This is a genomic window from Paenibacillus sp. T2-29 (assembly GCF_052921365.1).
On sequence record NZ_JBREVE010000004.1, the window covers coordinates 197,460 to 215,487 of the forward strand.

Below are 18,028 nucleotides of genomic sequence, written 5' to 3' on the forward strand. Positions count from 1 at the left end.
TGATGTACAAACATCCTACATTCAATTATTGAATCAGCCTGCCTACAGAAGTAATGTATTTTATATAATCACTATCCGCATTAGTTGTACCGATATTTTTTGTATAAACCAAATGACCTGCGCTGGTTATTTTGACTTTGTGAAATGAACCGGGTTTAGAATAAGGATCTACACTATAGGTCCCTTTGCTATACACAATCATAGGATTAAAGTCAATTTGCTTGAAGACGGGCGATAAGTCGCTCTTATACGTAGCATGAATATTCAATACACCCTGCTTTTGATCCCAGTTAAAAGAAGTAAGATCAAATGCATTTGCATCAATGACTTGGGCCAAGTCTTGTCCCTTGAACCTCATAAGAACTGGGCTTTCCGTAAAGCTATCATGTCTTAGCTTCAATAAGCCACGCTTGGAATCCCACTCCATCTGCGCATCTGTATCTTTCAACAAAATGGAAACTGGTAAAAACATCGCGTCGCTTTTCATGATGGGGACTGTGTCCATTGTCACCGGCTCACCGTTAACCGATATTTCGGGTGATCCGATCGTAGCCGTTACATTACGGCCTAGCAAATCAACAGAAGCCGTTTTGTTCGCTGCATTATAAGTTACTTTGCCGCCCAGTATATCTTCAGCAGCTTGAAGTGGTATAAGCAGTCTGCCCTTCGTATCCATAAAAGGTGATGCAGGATAGGTGTATAAAACGTAATGATTATTTACCTTCAGGTGTATAGGGGTCTGAGCTTGGGCTGATGTCGAATTCGAGTGTACAGTAGCAACGCTAAATAAAATTATAAGGCATACTAGCAACCTGATTTTCATAATACCCTCCTTTATTGATAAACAGCTCACAAATATAACTGTTTTGTTCATATATAACGTACCTCCATAGATACATATCGTCAACCATAATTTATAATCTCTACCTAATTATAGATTAATCAACTTCTTCGTAGCTATGTAATTCACAAATACATTAATAATATTTATAAATATAAAGGTATTTTAGCGATGAAAGCAGAATGTATCACTGTATTCCAATTTAGAAAGGGGTAAATGTATACGATGAGAAGTTTTGTTAAACGTAGAGCCAGGTCGAGCATTGCATTAACAATGACTTTATTATTGGCAATTGTAGCTGTACCATTAGGTACACTGGACGCCGCAGCAGCGGAGACGAACCAGAACAAGAAGCAGGATGTGCCAACCTTCTCTAATGTATCGGTTCACGATCCTTCGATTGTCAAAGACGGCGATACTTATTATGTGTATGGGTCGCATATCTCCGCAGCGAAATCCAAAGATCTCACAAACTGGACTTCTTTTGCAAACGGTTACACAACGCCTGGGAATACTCTTTACGGGGATCTATCGAAGAATCTGGCCGGATCTTTCGCTTGGGCAGGCGAGAATGATGCGGATAGCAAGGGAGGATTCTCGGTATGGGCGCCGGATGTATTTTGGAATGAGCATTATGTCAATAAGAATGGAACAAAAGGGGCCTATATGATTTATTATAGTGCCTCCTCCACCTATATACGTTCCGCGATCGGTATTGCCGTTGCACCCAACATTGAAGGCCCCTATCAATATGTGGATACTATTGTGAACACTGGTTTTACAAAGGAGACTGCATTCGATAAAGATAGCAAAGTGGATAAAAAGTGGACAAATACGCCGATTTCTCAACTCATTAATGAAGGCAAGCTGAAGGGGCCTAGAGCAGGATGGTTTAACGCCGATGGTTCTTATGCGAATCGGGTGTTCCCGAATGCAATCGATGCAGCAGTCTTTTATGATACAGACGGGCGCTTATGGATGACGTACGGGTCATGGTCCGGAGGAATATTTCTACTGGAGCTGGATAAAGCAACTGGCAAACCGATCTATCCAGGCCAAGATGGAACTACAGAGGATGGTCGTCTGATTGATCGTTACTTTGGCACCAAGATCGCAGGTGGATACGGTGAGTCCGGGGAAGGTCCATATATTGAATACAACTCAAAGACAGGTTACTACTATCTGTATGTAACCTATGGTGGACTTGCAGCGGACGGTGGGTATAACATGAGGTTATTCCGTTCCAAGAGTCCGGCAGGGCCTTATAAGGATGCCAAAGGACAGAATGCCGTTCTACCAGCAAACACCAAAAATGTAGCCTATGGCAACAAATTAATGGGTAACTTCTTGTTCGATAGCAAAATAGGCGATCCAGGTACAGGTGTGGGCTACGGCTATGTATCTCCTGGGCATAACTCGGTATACACCGATCCTGCTACCGGACAAATGTTTGTTGTCTTTCATACCCGATTCCCTCAGCAAGGGGAGACTCATGAGCTGCGTGTACACCAAATGTTCATGAATCAGGATGACTGGCCTGTTGTAGCTCCTTACCGTTACGGCGGCGAGACGCTTACAAAGCTGGATGAGAAACAATTCATTGGTGATTATCAATATATTAACCATGGCAGTGATTCTTCGGCGACGATCAAAAATACACAGTTCATTCAGCTGAGAGCAGATCATACGATTAAAGGCGATGTGCAAGGAACATGGCGCAAGTCGGGGGATGCGAATGTCCAACTAACACTGGATGGTGCTGTATATGATGGAGTATTCCTGAGACAATGGGACCAGATTACAAATCAATACATCCTTGCGTTTACAGTTCTATCGAATAAAGGTGAAATGGCCTGGGGCAGTAAGCTCCCTGATATGACGGATACGACAGTCGTTGACAGTGTGTATCGTGAATTAGATCTTGGCGATACGAGCCGGTTGACAGCTAATCTGACGCTTCCGAAGGAAGGCAGTCGGCAATCATCCATTACCTGGAAAACTTCAGACCCAGGCATCATTTCCGATACTGGTGAAATCAAGCGCCCCGGGATCGGAGAAAAGGCTGTATCCGCCACTTTGACAGCTACCATTACCAAAGGGAACAGCAGTCGGGACAAAGCTTTTAACATTACGGTAGCTCCTTATGAGAAGGCAACATTGACTGCTTCATACCCATTTGAAAATAATCTAAAGGATCAGAATGATGCTTTTGCCAATGGTAAGGTTATTGGTGACCGAATCGATCGTCAGGGAGGAAATGTATCCTACGCTGAAGGCGTAAGAGGACAAGCTGTAGTCCTTGATGGTAAGTCAGGTATTGCTCTGCCTGAAGGACTCATATCCAGTTCAGCCTATTCTGTGTCACTGTGGGTGAAACCTAGCGAATTGACTGTGCATACACCAACTTTTTTTGGAGCTATGGATAGTAACCACTGGGTTAGCCTTCTGCCCAGAGGACCTGAGAAGGATAACACCATGGTCTGGTCCGGCAGCTCAACTTGGTATACCGGCAGTACTGGCCTGAAGATCAAAGCCAATGAATGGACACACCTTGCCTTTACTGTAGATCATGGAGTGCTAGAGGTGTATGTGAATGGGAAAATTCAGTTTACCGGGTCAGGGTTTCCGGATGTCTTTACCTCTAAATCTGGAACATTCAGCTTAGGGGTCAACTGGTGGGACCCTGCATTCAAAGGTTCTATGGATGAGCTGAGTATTTTTGAAGGCGCGCTCCCTCCTGCACAGGTGGAAGAGTTAGCCCAGATGAAGTGAATTAAAACTATCTGTGAATGGTGAGCATCACTAGTGTCAAAGAATGAAAAAAGAGAGCGCTGAACAGCGCTCTCTTTTAATAAACCATATAGATATTAGTAGGCCAATGCAAAAAGTCCTTTGATGTGGGACAAGTAACGGATGTTACTGCCTTCTTTCATCAAAGTAGCTACAGCGCCTTTCAGTTGGGTGCCATTCGCGCCTACAGTACCGATCGCGTCTGTTCTTCCCAAGCTGCCCAGTGTACCGGAGAACACTGGCGTAAAGCGTTCCATTTTCGCTCCGTTGAAATAAGCGAAGATGTTGTAACCAACTAATTCGCCCATTTGCCAAGCCAACTGTGCAGTTGGAGGGTATGGACGCTCGCCTTCACCTGGGAACACTACTGCGCTGTCGCCAGCGAGGAAGATGTCTTCGTGGGAAGTCGATTGCAGTGCGCCATTCACAGTTGCGCGACCACGGTTTACTTCGATACCGGATGCGCCAACCAGTGCATTACCTTGTACGCCGCCTGTCCAGATCAGTGTGTTCGTTTTGATCGAACGTCCGTCTTTCAGGAGAACTTCGTCAGCTTTCATTTCTGTAATCGGAACACCCGCTACGATTTGAACGCCACGTTTTTCAAGGCTTGTTACTGCACGATCAACCAATGGTTGAGGGAAGCCTGCCAAAATAGATGGTCCAGCTTCTACGCAATACAAGTTGATATCTTCGTAGTTGATGCCTTTTTCACGGCAAACTGCAGGCAGTTTGTCAGCATATTCGCCCACCAGCTCAACACCAGTCAGACCGCCACCACCGATAACGATTGTAGCGTCCGCTTTGTTACCGGATTGCTTGTAAGCATCCAGACGAGCTTCCACATGTGCGCGGATGCGATTAGCTTCTGCTACTGATTTCAGCGTGAAGCTATGTTCTTGCAGCCCTGGAATACCGAAGTATGCCGTTTCACTGCCCAGGGAAATAACGAGAGCGTCATAGCTCAACGTAGCACCACTGGCCAGGGTTACTTTCTTATCTTCCGGCTTGATTTCGGAAACTGTATCCACTTTCAGGATAATATCTTTGTTGCGCAGCAGTTTTTCCAAAGGAAGCGCCACAGCTTTTTCGGCAATAGTACCTGCCGCCAAACGGTGCAGTTCCGTAATAATTTGGTGCGACGCAAAGCGGTTTACCACTGTAATGGTTGCTTGGCTAGCGTCCATATGCTGGCGTGCTGTAAGAGCGGCCAGCAATCCGCCGTATCCGCCGCCCAAGATCAAAATTTGCTTCGACATGTCCATCCTCCGTTCTCGATCAGGTAATTATTTGCTTTCGCGTTGGCGCTCATTCAGAATATCCAGGAAAGCCTGGCTGAAACGCAGCGTTTTTTGTACATTAGGATCTTTAAGCATTTTGAGCAGGCCAAACAGACCTACACTGCCGTCCGTAGTTTGTACACGGTCATTTGCTTCAATTGCAGCAGAAGCCAATCCTTTAGCCGAATCTGTAACAGGCTTCACAAACTCTCCCATGGAGTTTTTCATATCTCCGATAAAGACAGGGTCAGTTGCCAGACTGCGTGCTACATCATAAGCATCGGTCATAAAAGTAACCATCTCAGTCAACTTTGGCAGATTCTCTACCAGTACGGTCAGCGATTGCTGAACCTCCGGTTTCATCAATTGGTCCAATACATCCCGAGACTCTTTGGTAGCTTCTTGTGTTACGGCCACCTCTTGTTGGTTTTCAGACATGCGTGAACGTCCTCCTTTACTGTGAAAATAGAAGTCCATTCCTTTCTCGTAACCTGTATCATAAACTCTAGCAATAAAACGTTCAATGAATTCGCCCTTAAACATGCAAGAAGCACAGCTTAAACCGGCCTATACCCTAAAGGGCAAGACTGATGATCGCAGATGCCAATTGTATATTGCTTGGACGTTATTCTGTTGTTGTTACTGCTGCGGAATATCTCACGAAGCGCTCCCTCGTGACTACAACAGGACGAAACGGAACCCTATACCTCTATATTACACCTTTCACAACCCAATCGTCGAAGAAATTTTAAATTTGCACAAATTTCTGCAAATTTTTTATTGTTATTTTAGATAAAAACTAGAATAAGCACGATTTTTGTCTAAGTTTACCTTAAAAAAGGGGCATTTTATACTAGAGATGGGTAATAGAGAGAGTGAGTTTCTGTTCATTAATATGAAAACCAATACAAAACATATTCCTACGGAGGGTTGAACGATGGCTAAAACAATTGCAGATATGGTTCAAGAAGCGAGGCAGCACGTTCAGGGCATTACTTCACAGGAGGCACGTCAGCGAATTGAATCAAATCCGGATACATTCGTTATCGACGTACAGGATTCTCATGATGCAGGTGCTTGCGGCCTAATTCGCGGAAGCGCCAATATTTCACTAGGCATGCTGCCCATCCGCGCTGACCTGGGCGTTCCACAAGATTTGCGTGATGAACGCTTACGTGACCGCAACCGCCCGATTATCACCACCTGCGGGGCAGGCGGACAAGCCGCACTGGCAGCTTATATACTCCAACAGATGGGCTTTACCGATGTGGCCTTTATCGAAGGCGGTACAACAGCCTGGAAGGAATCCGGCTTTGAAGTAGAACTGTACTAAGGGAATGTTGCCGACTCCCCAGGAATCTCCTAGGTACGTAAGGTGTCCTCAGAAGCATCAGGAGGTTCAAAATCATTCGGAATCGGCAATGGCACACCAGACTCGATGAATTCCTCTACATCACGGGCAGCTTTAACTTGATTGCACTCAGTGCAGGCGCATACACAATTTACTGGCGTGGTGTGTCCACCTTTAGCCCGAGGAAGTAAATGATCAATCGTGTCACCATAGCCACCGCAAAAAAAGCAGGTATAGCGGTCACGTTTAAGCACATATTGGCGGAATTCCTTGTTGCTATAAAGTCTGCGGACCGTGTACGGATTTACAATCACCGCCATACGTTCTCTGACCAGAGTCATCGCCAAATCAAGCTCAATCTCCTGATGCCAGCGTCTCCCTTGGTCGGTTTTGCCTCTTAGCCGAATCATGCCATTGCGATTAAGCCGCAACGCACGGGTATCCGCAGGCTTCAGCCTGCTAAGCAAATGGCGAACCCGTTGCCGATGGCGCTCACGCGCTTTGTCCGTGACGGGCTTCCTACGGGGGCGTTGAGAATCATTAGAAGGCTGCGCGGACGCTTCCAGACGATGCGCAGCCGTATCTGCTACGGAGCTATGCCGCTCCACAGGAGCAGCCAAGGGCTTCGTTTCCTCATGGGAAGGAGCGGACGTAACCGCCCGTTCTTGCGGGGCTAACCCCCGGCAGGAACGGCAAGGACCACGCCGGGAATAAGGCCCAGCCCGGCGACCGGTTCGGCGCTGAAAGTCCGTTAATGGTTTTGTCTCCTGACAATACGTACATTTTTTCATCAGCGGTTCTCTCGCTTCATCCTTATCCTGCTGCGGGTCTGTCACGTTCATCCCTCCTCCCCTCTCTTGGTCGAGCTTATGGTTTGCCCGAAATCGGAACTATTGCTAAGTTAGATTCATTTTACCGTTTTCACGTTTCCTTTTCTAGCCATCGAGTCGTTGTGATCACTCAATGTATAACAAATTTTAATGATTTAGCATACGTTATACAGCGATCCATGTTCTTCATCAACATCATATTGGCCATCAGACGTTTAGCCCCCCTCACTTGGTGGGTAACTTGTTATATATGAAGGAGGGACGCACATGAAAAGGAACCATACGATGATGCAATTTTTCGAGTGGAATGTCAAAGCTGACGGTTCTCACTGGAAAAAGCTTGCCCGCCTGGCACCGCAACTGAAGGCCAAAGGAATTGACGCGATATGGATTCCACCTGTCACCAAAGGCCAATCTCCTGAGGATACGGGTTACGGCGTCTATGACCTTTACGATCTGGGCGAATTTGACCAAAAAGGTGCAGTGCGCACCAAATACGGAACCAGGGAAGACCTGCTGGAAGCTGTCGCATCCTGCGTTCGCCACGGCGTAGCCGTCTATGTCGATCTGGTCATGAACCATAAGGCTGGTGCAGATGAAACCGAAGTATTCAAAGTCGTCGAGGTCAACCCGGATAATCGTAATGAGGTCATTTCCGAGCCCTTTGATATCGAAGGCTGGACTAAATTTACATTCCCCGGCCGACAAGGTAAGTATTCCACATTTCAATGGAACTTCGAACATTTTAATGGAACGGATTACGATGCAAGTCAGGACCGGACAGGAATCTATCGTATTTTAGGTAAAAACAAAAACTGGAGCGATAATGTAGATGACGAATTCGGCAATTATGATTATTTAATGTTCGCCAATATTGACTATAATCATCAGGATGTGCGCAAGGAAATGATCCGCTGGGGCAAATGGCTGGTGGATACTCTACAATGCAACGGATTCCGTCTGGATGCGATCAAGCATATTAATCATGAATTTGTACGAGAGTTTGCTACAGAAATGATTAAAAAGCGTGGGCAGGATTTTTATATGGTAGGCGAATTTTGGAAACCGGATCTAGAATCTTGCCAAAAGTTTCTGGATACCATCGATTATAAAATCGACCTGTTTGACGTATCCCTCCACTACAAACTACATAGCGCTTCCTTGGGTGGTAAGGATTTCGATTTAAGCACCATTTTCGAGGATACGCTGGTTCATACCCATCCCCTGAACTCGGTTACTTTTGTCGATAATCATGATTCCCAGCCGCACGAAGCGCTCGAATCTTGGGTAGAGGACTGGTTTAAGCCCAGTGCCTATGCACTCATCCTACTGCGCAAAGATGGTTATCCCTGCGTATTCTACGGTGATTACTACGGTATTCAGGGACAAACGCCTGTGAAAGGCAAGCAGGCTGAGCTAGACCCGCTCCTATATGCCCGGTACCACAAAGCTTATGGTGAGCAAAAAGATTATTTTGATGATCCCCATACGATTGGATGGGTTCGTCAGGGCATTCCTGAGCTACACGGCTCTGGATGTGCTGTGGTGATCACTAACGCAAATGACGGGGAAAAGCGCATGTTCGTGGGTAAACAACATGCAGGAGAAAAATGGACCGATTTGACCGGGCATCACGATCATACCGTAAAGATCGAACAGGATGGCTATGGCATATTTCCCGTTCGTGCCGGCAGTGTATCGGTATGGGCACTTCCTACCGAGGAAGACAGCCTGGATGCAGAGGATACCGCGAGCGCTTGATGTATATTAACACAAAGAGGACAGGATGCAAGAAGGCGCCCTGTCCTCTTTGTTGTATGGAAAGTCATTCCGTCACCTTGCTTTGGTTGGCCACAGCCTGTTTCTTTGCCTCTACATGACTCGGATCACCAAGATAGAAGCGCCGAATAGGATCGATATGCTCATCCAGCTCATACACCAGTGGAATGCCTGTCGGAATGTTTAAATCCAGCAGAGTAGCTTCATCCAAATTTTCCATATACTTGATCAGGGCCCTTAAGGTATTACCGTGTGCTGAAATGATAACCCGGTCCTTTTTAAGAATCAACGGCACGATCCGTTGCTTCCAAAACCCACCAACCCGATGCACCGTGTCTTCCAGACTTTCCCCGAGCGGAAGCTCCTCTGGCTTAATATGGCGATAACGCTCATCCCGATGTGGACTCCGTTCATCCTGCGCATCCAACATAGGAGGTCGCACCGTCAAACTACGCCGCCAAATATGAACCTGTTCCTCGCCGTATTGCACGGCGGAATCCAGTTTGCTATGCCCCTGAAGCGCACCATAGTGGCGTTCATTCAGCTTCCATGACTTCTGCACGGGTATCCACAGATGATCCAGCTCATCCAAGATATGATACAACGTGCGGATAGAACGTTTTAACACAGAAGCAAATGCCAAGTCAAACGTATACCCAGCCTCCTTGAGGATACGTCCTGCCTCGATAGCCTCATGAGTTCCCTGCTCAGTCAGATCGACATCCGTCCAGCCTGTGAACAAGTTTTGTCGGTTATACACACTTTCTCCGTGCCTCACCAGCACCACCTGATACATATACCTCACTCCTCACCTATCTATACTCTATGTTTTACCCAACTTCTATGTATTTAACGTAAAATGCATTTTTTAAACCGCCTCTTTCATACAAAAAAGGACGACATTCAGCCGTCCTTCTTTTCGTCCTACTTGAACCATATGAAATAGTCGCAAACCTTAGTCCCTATTGCTAAGCTTAGCTAACAAATCCAATATTCGTACATATAGCCAAACTAACGTTACCAACAATGCAAAAGCGCCATACCATTCCATATATTTGGGTGCACCTTGATCAGCTTGTTCCTCAATGAAATTAAAATCTACGAGCAGATTCAAAGCGGCAATGATGACGATAAATAAACTAATACCAATACCCACCCAGCCCGTTTCATGGATGTACGGAACATTCATACCGAAAAAATTCAAAATAAAATCAACCAACGTCACTAGAAAAATCGCCATCGTACATAGGACAACAAATGAGATAAAGCCACGTGTCACCTTGATGATTCGTTGTGTATACATAAAGAGCATCAAGAACAAGATACCCACTGTCAGCAAAATGGCATTAACTACAATTCCAGGGTACTCATATTCCATAAAAGCGGAAACGCCACCCAAAGCAAAGCCACTCAGAATCGCATATACAGGAGAGAGCAATGGAGCCGTTTTGGGAAAAAAGGATATCGAAAGTGCTATGCCTGCCATCCCAATAAAGCCTGCCGTCATCAACGATAGCACCTCTATGGTTCCTTGATAGGTCATATACCAGGTAATACTGGCAGAGACGATGAGCAGGACTAGCAGAAGCAACGTTTTGTTCACCGTTCCTCCGATAGTCATACGTTGTTCGCTAGCTTCTCTTTCATCTTCACGCAAAAAGATGTCATCACGTAAAACCGGGTTGCTAAAGCTCATACAGGGTACTCCTTTTCGATGTGTTATTTACGCTGCCATATGTATATATCGGTACAACCTGAGAAAAGTTTCAGAAAATTTCAAACAATAAAAAAACTCTAACCTTGCCTTTCGGCAAAGCTAGAGTTAGAGGGTCAAGTCGTTACAGATTAAAAATCAGCAGTAGCAATTTGGATGCTACCTGTTACTGCTCCAGCTGGAGTAGCTTGAAGAGCAGCTACCAGCAACAAAGCAACTTCTAGCGTCAGACTGTTAGCCGCCGGAATTACATAAGTGATCACAGGAGCATTGACACGGGTAACCACAAGATTCACCGGATTGGCACCGAAATTATTAACGGTAATTGTAGCATCACTACCGCCTCTCAGGTTTTCAAAAAAGGACTTACCTACACCAGCAGCAAGATTGTAAATTTGCGAAGGTAAAAGGATCGCCATAGAACTCACCTCCCTTGCATTTGATAGTGTATTCTATGCTTCCAATCTATGAACGTAACGTTAAGTGACTCAGTAATAAGACACAATTTAAAAGACTCATAGATTAACATTTCTCTATATGTGCTAAAAACAATCTGTCATTCTGAAAGGTTAAACCATTTTTTTCATATCATAAGCCTAATCATGATAAAATACGTACCATAATGAAAAAGACCCAAGGAGGATAACCACATGAAGCAGGAACTGATTGACCGCCTGACTACATATGTTCAGGTAGATACCCAATCCGACGAAAGCAGCCACACTTGCCCCACCACACCCGGACAGCTCACATTGGGCAACCTTCTGGTGGACGAACTGAAAGCCATCGGCATGACAGACGTAACCATTGATGATCATGGTTATGTGATGGCAACCCTTCCCTCCAATACGGATAAAGAAGTGCCCGTCATTGGTTTTCTGGCACACCTCGATACAGCTACTGAGCTAACTGGCGCAGGAGTGAAGCCACAGTTGACGGAAAACTATGATGGAGGCGATATCACGCTGAATGCCTCGCTTGGTGTAGTCCTTTCTCCACGTGAGTTTCCCGAATTGACTCAATATAAAGGCCACACCCTGATCACAACAGATGGCACCACTCTGCTCGGTGCAGACAACAAAGCCGGCATCGCAGAGATCATGACAGCGATCCACTATCTGATTGATCATCCCGAAATTCAACATGGCAAAATTCGCGTTGCTTTTACACCGGATGAAGAGATTGGAAGAGGACCTGAACGCTTTGATGTAGCCGCTTTTGGCGCTGAATATGCTTATACGGTAGACGGCGGACCGCTCGGAGAGCTGGAGTATGAGAGCTTCAACGCCGCGGCTGCTCATATTACCATTCATGGTGTAAATGTACATCCCGGTACGGCTAAAAACAAAATGATCCACGCTGCCAAAATCGCTATGGAACTGCACAGTAGATTACCTGTGAATGAAGCCCCGGAATATACAGATGGGTACGATGGCTTCTATCATCTGTTGGAGTCTACTGGCACAGCAGAACAAGCCAAACTATACTATATTATCCGCGATTTTGATCGTGAGAGCTTTGAGAACCGGAAAGCTTATTTGACAAATATCGTAAAAGAGCTCCAGGCTGCCTATGGAGACAACCGTATTACGCTGGAGCTGAGAGACCAGTATTACAACATGAAAGAGAAAATTGAGCCTGTCAAGCATATCGTCGATATCGCTCATGAAGCAATGACGAAGCTGAATATTGAACCCATTATCAAGCCGATTCGTGGAGGCACAGACGGTTCACAGCTGTCTTACATGGGACTGCCTACACCGAATATTTTCACAGGCGGGGAGAACTACCACGGTAAGTACGAGTATGTGTCGGTGGATAACATGGTGCTTGCAACCAAGGTTATTGTGGGGATTGCACAATTGTTCGAGCAGCGTGGCAAGTAAGCCGCTTATACACAGCACTGACACGTTCAAATTAAATCTGAAGGCATATCGTTTCTATTACGAAACGATATGCCTTTTTTTCTGAATTTTCTTTAAATTCTCAATACTTTTATAACTTTTATCCGTCTTTAGACCGACAATTATATAGGACTATAAAAAATATATTTAGTAAAGAAAGGTAGGCACTCCACTTGAATACAATAGATGCATTAATTGCAGCCATTCCCTACATACAACAGATTATGCGTGAGAAAGTAACCCTCGCTCTCTTCGACCGTACTCACGTTCTGGCTTATACCCAATCAGAGGGCATGAATCTCGGCTTTGAAACCGGCTCGGAGCTGCTTGAGGACTACAAAATTTCGCCATGCTTAAAAATGGACATGAGGCCAGCTTGACCCACATTCCGGCTGAAGTGCTGGGATATCCTCTCGATATGATCAGCATTCCTGTGTTTGACGATAACGGGAACGTCATTGCAGCGTTTGCCGCCTCCTATAATTTGACCAACAGAAATCAACTGGATCAAATCGTATCTGAAAACCGCTCCATTACAGAGCAGCTCATTGAGATGGTGCAACATGTAACAGCGCATTCGGAGGAGCTACAAGCTACCAGTGAACATATTTTGAAGAACACCCAAATTGCCGTACAAAACTCAGGTAAAATTAATCAGGTCGCTGTATTCATCAAGGAAATTTCCGATCAAACCAACCTGCTTGGATTAAATGCCGCGATTGAAGCCGCACGTGTCGGAGAAGCAGGGGCAGGCTTTGGTGTCGTTGCTCAAGAAGTACGCAAGCTATCTGTAGAGTCCAAAAAAGCGACAGTCGATATTGAGGGAGCCCTTAAGGATGTACAGAACTCCATTCGTCAGATGGAGCAGGAAATAGAGCAAATTGTTGCCTCTTCTCAAGAGCAGGCGACTCTGGTAGGCTCTTTCACCGAAGTCATGGAGCGTATGCAAAAGGCGAGCGAAACGATGCAACATCTGGCCGAGAACCTGACTTCCTATATTGTAAAATAACTAATATTGTTTATTGGCATGAGAAAGGGGAGCGCACTGATCCGCAAATGGCGTAAAAAGTGCGTTCCCCTTATTTACAAAATCCCTACTGGGTCTAACAATCCAAATCTAAACTCAAGCAGTATAAGAAAAAACACCATGATTCGAAGGATACACGGGGTCTAACTTCCCCAATGTATTTCCTACCGGAAGAGCAACACTAAGAAACGCTAAGACCATAGTTATCGAGATTAATGCCTTTTTCATTATGAAGCCCCCTTAATAAAATGGTTTGGTATTGCTCTTGCTGTGACAGTGTTGCCAAATCTCGATAAGTCTCGAACAGTGCAACCAGTGTCCTAAAATCAGTATTGGCTTCTACACCAATAGAGAATTGCAGGGAAACAAGGATATAATTCAAGGCAACGATGTACTGTTTCTTTTTCAACTGGTAAATAGCTAATTGGTTGACCAGTTTTAAATAATATACGCGGTTGGCTCTATCTTCATAACCTTCAAATATCTCAATATCATCGGCAAACTCGTTCAGCAGGTCGTCAATGTCCCAATTGTTCAAGTTAGCTGCTTCGGCAATACCAACCAATCCCGGGAGTAGCTCCTCGTCATTGTCGTGAAGAAACTGAACATATTCTGGTAAAAGTTCCTTCTTCCCCGAAAGTAAATCAATCGTATATAAATTGGCCTTGGCGAGAAAACGGAATCTCTCTACTTCTTCGTGACCGCTTTGATCCAGCCCCATAAACCAACCCATTTCGCTATACTTCATAATATAATCTCTGGCTTCCTCATACTGGCCCATATTCTGATAATAAATTGATTTTGCCAGATAGCTGTAAGCATAATAAAACACCAGCGGGTGTTTGGTGTTCAATGTCTCGTACTTGCCGTCCGCAGCATTTCTCAGTTGGGTGTGATACAGGCTTTCAGCCAACGAATGCAGATAATCCGCAACCTTGTTCGCTTCATCCCAATCATTACACGTATAGCTGATTCTAAACAACTCGCAAGCTTTATCGAGCGCGTGGCTGTCCGACAACAAATAAATAGCTTCCCTTTGGTTCAGGACCTCTTCCACTAAACCCCGCCTCCCTATCCTGAAAATTAAAGTCACCCCTAGCCTAGTGGCTATTCTTCAGGGTAGTTATGCTGTTAGACTCCCTTTTTTTGCATACCAGTATATTACAAATATAGTCAAAACCTAACTTGAAGTCAATTCAATCATCGGTACATTCATACTTTTGCAACCTGACATGGATGTGTATATTTTACTGGTTATGAATAGATGATTTTCATTATCGAAATAATGCTAAAGAAGACAAAATATTGGCTCTCATATGGGTGGTTTTCATGGTCTATAGTATCGTCAGGGTAACTACGTTACGAATTAGTGCGTACTTTTCAACCGAATACCGGGGCCTTACAATCAAACCTGTGCATGAAAACAAAGTATAAGTACGACTCAACAAAGCATGTACCTGTTCACTAAAATACAAATTCACTTAAGGAGTGAAGTTAATAACATGGAACTTCAATTGGCTTTAGACTTGGTAGATATCCCGCAAGGTATCGCATTGGTAAAAGAAGTAGAATCGTATATTGATATCGTAGAAATCGGTACGCCGATTGTCATCAATGAAGGACTTCATGCTGTAAAAGCAATGAAAGAAGCATTTCCCAATCTAAAAGTACTGGCTGACCTGAAAGTTATGGACGCAGGGGGCTATGAAGTGCTAAAAGCTTCCGAGGCTGGTGCAGATATCGTGACGATTTTGGCTGTAGCTGAAGATGCAACGATCAAAGGTGCTGTAGAAGAAGCTAAGAAACAAGGCGGCAAAAAAATCCTGGTGGACATGATCGGTGTTAAAAACCTGGAGCAACGTGCGAAAGAAATCGACGCTTTAGGCGTTGACTACATCTGTGTGCATACAGGCTACGATCTGCAAGCGGAAGGTCAAAGTCCGTTCGAAGCACTGCAAACCGTCAAAAAAGTCGTAAAAAACTCCAAAACAGCCGTAGCTGGCGGCATCAAGCTGAGTACATTGGCTGAAGTGGTAAAAGCTCAACCGGATCTGGTTATCGTAGGCGGCGGTATCACTGGCGAAGACGACAAAAAGGCTGTAGCTTCGCAAATGCAGCAGCTCATCAAACAAGGTTAATCCAATGGAAACCTCTCAATATTTATCTGAGGTCATCAAGGAGCTGCAATTCGTTCCACAGCTAATCAGCGATACCGAATCAGAACAGTTGATCCACTCCATCGCTGCTGCGAATAAGGTATTCGTAGCAGGAGCGGGGCGCTCAGGGTTCATGATTCGCTCGCTGGCCATGCGGTTGATGCATATGGGGGTTCAAGCTTACGTAGTTGGGGAAACCGTAACCCCTGGCTTGAGCGAGGGAGATCTGCTGATTATCGGTTCAGGCTCTGGTGAAACCAAAAGCTTAGTCTCCATGGCAGACAAAGCGAAGAAACTCGGGGCCTCACTGGCGCTGCTTACCACTTCCCCCGAGTCCACCATCGGCAAACTGGCCGATATCATCGTCAAGCTGCCCGGCGCACCCAAGGACCCGTCCAACAAGGATTACCAGACCATTCAGCCCATGGGCTCACTGTTTGAGCAAACTCTGCTGCTGTATGGCGATGCGTTGGTGCTCAGAACGATGAAGCTGCGCAAGCTGACCTCCGAATCCATGTATGGTCAACACGCCAACTTGGAATAAAACTGCTTTTTCCTTTGCGATAACAAGGCAGGCTGCTTACATGTCCGAGCATGTAAGCAGCCTGCTTTTTTTTGTATTAAATGAGGTGATTCTCTTGTCTGCACAAGTTTGGATATTCATTCTTCAAGTTCGGCTTATAGGCCATCGTAGCAGAAATATTGAAAGTATGCGGGAGTCGCGGCAAAGGATGCTGCTTCCTTCACGGCCCCATTCGATGTAGCATACATGCCGACCAAAGCTCCAGTAAATCCGCCATTGCGTTCAGGTGAAACCACATAGGCCGGAATCCTGGCGAGTGATACCCAATTGCCGGGACGTGCTGCATAGGATAAGGCAAAATGATACGTATCGGATAGGATTCGAAGCTCCACACCTTCACCGCTTTGTATATCTGGAGCTGCCAACAGAGGCACGGAGGCCCATTCAGTTGATTTCCCCTGATCTGCGACCGAGACCACTACAGTAAGCAAATCGCCTTCGCCAGCCCGGCGAATACCCAGCGTAAAGTGACCGCGCTCATTAAGCCGTACTGCTAGGCCGGCTTCTTCATCTTTCTGCTGTGGTTGAAAATAAAGCCGACTGCGGACGGCGACCCGATGATGCCGCAGCCGGGTACCGAGGAAGACGCTCGGCGCCTCGTCCAGCAGCGTGTGGCGATTGCCGGCGAGCGTCAGCCAGCCGGGACGTGCCTCCAAGCTGATGCAGGCTTCGCACAGCCTGCGCGGAGCAGCCCAGCGGCAGTCCAGCCGCTGACCATCAAAGTCATCGCGCCAGCTATGACGCTTGGCAGACGCGAGCAGCGTAGGAGCAGGCGAGCAAGCCTGCTCCGCCAGACCGAACGGCTGACGGTCTACAGACATGTGCAATTGCACCATGCCTGCATTGTTGTCAGCCATAGGCCACCCGTCCGTTGTCCAGCGGACAGGTGCCAGAAAGGTTTCGCGTCCGAGCACGCTATACGACTGAGCAGCTGTTTCAGTCTGAAGCATGACCTCTATGCGATCATCCACAGGCCGGGCATCCACCACCGGACGGACGCCCAGGAAAAAAGCCCACCAGTCCCCCCGAGTGTCCTCAACCAGTTCGGCATGGCCTGTGTTCTGAATCGGATGCGCAGGGAGAGCGTTATGCGTGAGCATGGGCTCTTTCATCCGTTCAAACGGACCATACGGGCTATTGGCCCGATACACGAGCGTACGATGATCACGCCCCGTGCCGCCACAGGCGCACAGCAGGTAATAACGACTGCCGATGTGATACAGATGCGGCCCTTCGGTCCATACGCCGCCATCTCCATGAGCAATAGCCACAGGCTCGGTCAATGCCTGGCCTGTAGCAATATCCAGTTCGTACTGAATTATATGCGACTCGGCATCTGCCCCGGATTGTACGGTAACATACACTTTCCCGTCGTCATCAAATAGCAGGGACGGATCTATATTTCCGTAAGGAATACGGATCGGATCAGACCAAGGTCCCACAGGGTTCACAGACGTAATATAAAAATTGCCTATCCCCATCACATCTGTCGTAATCAGGTAGAATACACCCTGATGATAGCGCAATGTGGGCGCATATATACCTTCTGAGCTCTTCCGTGTGGACAAATCCATCTGACTGCGCCGATTTAATGCATGCCCGATCTGCCGCCAATCGGTCAGGTTTCGGCTATGAAAAATCGGCAACCCCGGCATGTATTCAAATGAGCTTGTCGCCATGTAATAATCCTCTCCGACACGTACCACGCTCGGATCAGGATAAAATCCGGGGACAACCGGATTCGTATAGCGCAAGGTAGCCATAGCTTCAGCT

Annotated in this window: 15 protein-coding genes and 1 pseudogene; 7 read left to right on the forward strand and 9 right to left on the reverse strand. The window is 46.3% G+C overall.

From position 1 onward, the window contains the following. Positions 1-25 precede the first annotated feature (25 nt). The gene (locus ACU1JV_RS13680) at positions 26-823 is read right to left on the reverse strand and encodes a copper amine oxidase N-terminal domain-containing protein (protein ID WP_413987176.1); all 798 of its coding nucleotides are present in this window, start codon (positions 821-823) and stop codon (positions 26-28) included. Positions 824-1,066: 243 nt separating this feature from the next. Here ACU1JV_RS13680 and ACU1JV_RS13685 point away from each other — a divergent pair, with 243 nt between their 5' ends. Next, positions 1,067-3,613, forward strand: coding sequence for a LamG-like jellyroll fold domain-containing protein (locus ACU1JV_RS13685; protein ID WP_413987177.1), 2,547 nt, complete (start codon positions 1,067-1,069; stop codon positions 3,611-3,613). A gap of 95 nt (positions 3,614-3,708) precedes the next feature. Here the strand turns inward: ACU1JV_RS13685 and ACU1JV_RS13690 are convergent, their stop codons facing one another. Together ACU1JV_RS13690 and ACU1JV_RS13695 are read right to left on the reverse strand one after the other, a co-directional pair. After that, on the reverse strand, positions 3,709-4,890 hold the full coding sequence (locus ACU1JV_RS13690; RefSeq protein ID WP_413987178.1) for an NAD(P)/FAD-dependent oxidoreductase: 1,182 nt from the start codon (positions 4,888-4,890) through the stop codon (positions 3,709-3,711). A 27-nt stretch (positions 4,891-4,917) separates the two neighbouring features. After that, on the reverse strand, positions 4,918-5,349 hold the full coding sequence (locus ACU1JV_RS13695) for a DUF1641 domain-containing protein (RefSeq protein ID WP_013373648.1): 432 nt from the start codon (positions 5,347-5,349) through the stop codon (positions 4,918-4,920). A 499-nt stretch (positions 5,350-5,848) separates the two neighbouring features. Between ACU1JV_RS13695 and ACU1JV_RS13700 the strand changes: the two genes are divergently transcribed. Continuing rightward, the gene (locus ACU1JV_RS13700; RefSeq protein WP_413987179.1) at positions 5,849-6,244 is read left to right on the forward strand and encodes a rhodanese-like domain-containing protein; all 396 of its coding nucleotides are present in this window, start codon (positions 5,849-5,851) and stop codon (positions 6,242-6,244) included. Positions 6,245-6,273: 29 nt separating this feature from the next. On the opposite strand, the gene ACU1JV_RS13705 is transcribed toward ACU1JV_RS13700, so the two are convergent. Continuing rightward, positions 6,274-7,098, reverse strand: coding sequence for an HNH endonuclease (locus ACU1JV_RS13705; protein WP_413987180.1), 825 nt, complete (start codon positions 7,096-7,098; stop codon positions 6,274-6,276). A gap of 261 nt (positions 7,099-7,359) precedes the next feature. Between ACU1JV_RS13705 and ACU1JV_RS13710 the strand changes: the two genes are divergently transcribed. Then, complete coding sequence (locus ACU1JV_RS13710; RefSeq protein WP_413987181.1) at positions 7,360-8,853, forward strand: alpha-amylase; 1,494 nt, start codon at positions 7,360-7,362, stop codon at positions 8,851-8,853. 64 nt (positions 8,854-8,917) lie between these two features. Here ACU1JV_RS13710 and gpmA read toward each other — a convergent pair whose 3' ends face one another. The 3 genes from gpmA to ACU1JV_RS13725 form a co-directional block, all read right to left on the reverse strand. Continuing rightward, positions 8,918-9,667, reverse strand: a complete 750-nt coding sequence (gene gpmA / locus ACU1JV_RS13715) for a 2,3-diphosphoglycerate-dependent phosphoglycerate mutase (protein ID WP_413987182.1) — start codon at positions 9,665-9,667, stop codon at positions 8,918-8,920. Positions 9,668-9,826: 159 nt separating this feature from the next. Then, entirely contained in the window at positions 9,827-10,567 is a 741-nt protein-coding gene (locus ACU1JV_RS13720) for a Bax inhibitor-1/YccA family protein (protein ID WP_025676687.1), read from the reverse strand. A 149-nt stretch (positions 10,568-10,716) separates the two neighbouring features. Continuing rightward, the gene (locus tag ACU1JV_RS13725) at positions 10,717-11,004 is read right to left on the reverse strand and encodes a hypothetical protein (protein WP_025676686.1); all 288 of its coding nucleotides are present in this window, start codon (positions 11,002-11,004) and stop codon (positions 10,717-10,719) included. Positions 11,005-11,235: 231 nt separating this feature from the next. Between ACU1JV_RS13725 and pepT the strand changes: the two genes are divergently transcribed. Further along, a complete protein-coding gene (gene pepT, locus ACU1JV_RS13730; protein ID WP_013373656.1) occupies positions 11,236-12,471 on the forward strand; it encodes a peptidase T in 1,236 nt (411 codons plus the stop codon). Positions 12,472-12,662: 191 nt separating this feature from the next. Next, positions 12,663-13,498, forward strand: a pseudogene (locus ACU1JV_RS13735) (methyl-accepting chemotaxis protein). Between the two features lie 199 nt (positions 13,499-13,697). Here the strand turns inward: ACU1JV_RS13735 and ACU1JV_RS13740 are convergent. Continuing rightward, positions 13,698-14,573 (reverse strand): DNA-binding protein, encoded by an 876-nt coding sequence (locus ACU1JV_RS13740; RefSeq protein WP_165079864.1) that lies wholly within the window; start codon positions 14,571-14,573, stop codon positions 13,698-13,700. A gap of 445 nt (positions 14,574-15,018) precedes the next feature. Between ACU1JV_RS13740 and hxlA the strand changes: the two genes are divergently transcribed. Beyond that, the gene (gene hxlA, locus ACU1JV_RS13745) at positions 15,019-15,654 is read left to right on the forward strand and encodes a 3-hexulose-6-phosphate synthase (RefSeq protein ID WP_013312540.1); all 636 of its coding nucleotides are present in this window, start codon (positions 15,019-15,021) and stop codon (positions 15,652-15,654) included. 4 nt (positions 15,655-15,658) lie between these two features. After that, entirely contained in the window at positions 15,659-16,216 is a 558-nt protein-coding gene (hxlB, locus tag ACU1JV_RS13750; RefSeq protein WP_337682916.1) for a 6-phospho-3-hexuloisomerase, read from the forward strand. A 134-nt stretch (positions 16,217-16,350) separates the two neighbouring features. Here the strand turns inward: hxlB and ACU1JV_RS13755 are convergent, their stop codons facing one another. Continuing rightward, a complete protein-coding gene (locus ACU1JV_RS13755; protein ID WP_137079473.1) occupies positions 16,351-18,018 on the reverse strand; it encodes a glycoside hydrolase family 43 protein in 1,668 nt (555 codons plus the stop codon). Positions 18,019-18,028: the final 10 nt, after the last annotated feature.